This is a genomic window from Haladaptatus ordinarius, from assembly GCF_054177595.1.
Genome location: NZ_JBPEHH010000293.1, coordinates 1 through 714 on the forward strand (window position 1 = coordinate 1; position 714 = coordinate 714).

General features: G+C 46.9%; 1 protein-coding gene. It reads right to left on the bottom strand.

Annotated features, from left to right (window positions below):
* Window positions 1-215 precede the first annotated feature (215 nt).
* Window positions 216-425: a hypothetical protein gene (locus ACR3FF_RS27255; protein ID WP_458191232.1), complete on the bottom strand. Its 210-nt coding sequence runs from the start codon at window positions 423-425 to the stop codon at window positions 216-218.
* Between the last annotated feature and the right edge of the window lie 289 nt (window positions 426-714).

Consider the following 714-nt stretch of genomic DNA (forward strand, 5'->3'; position numbering starts at 1 on the left):
AGTTGGACGTCATGAGAACCCTTACGCTGTACAGGAGTTTCAGCTAGATAAGATTTATGTCATATGGCTCGATATCCAGAGAATCTGAGTCATCCCGTCGATGTTTCTTGGACAGGCTCATTAGCAAGCGTTAAAAATCCATCATTGATCCGTCCTCGCTCATCTTCATCTGGAAGAAATGGAGTTTCTTAGACCCAAGGAGCAATAGAGAGCGTCTATTGTTCAGGCTTGTCAGACGAGGGAGCGTCTGATCCCACCACGGCCTCGTAGCCAGCGCGGGCTTCTCGTCTGAATACGTAGATGAGTATGGAGACGATAGCGGCGGTGATGAATATTACACCGCCGCCGAGGAAGAACACCAGCGGTGCAAGAATAAGACACAGAAGGAAAAGTGGCCAATCGTCAGAGCTTATCACGGTAGTCATAATGTAAAATACTTCATAAGAGGATATAAGCTTTGTACTACGAAATCCGCATAGATACGGGTGGAGTACTAGAGCGATTGCACTTCCACTTAGGAGGTATGTAGGAGAAAATCGGCTTTATGTCGAATGGAGAGATATATATCTTGTTTGGGGGAAAGGAAGCTTCCCATTTTCGCTAGTTGTCCACTCTCTCGATAACTGCATCGGCAAAAGCTGCGCCTCACACGGTAAAGACCGCGAAATGAGACGAAGACTGTCTTGGATGCTGTGATGGGGCGTGAATATGTTG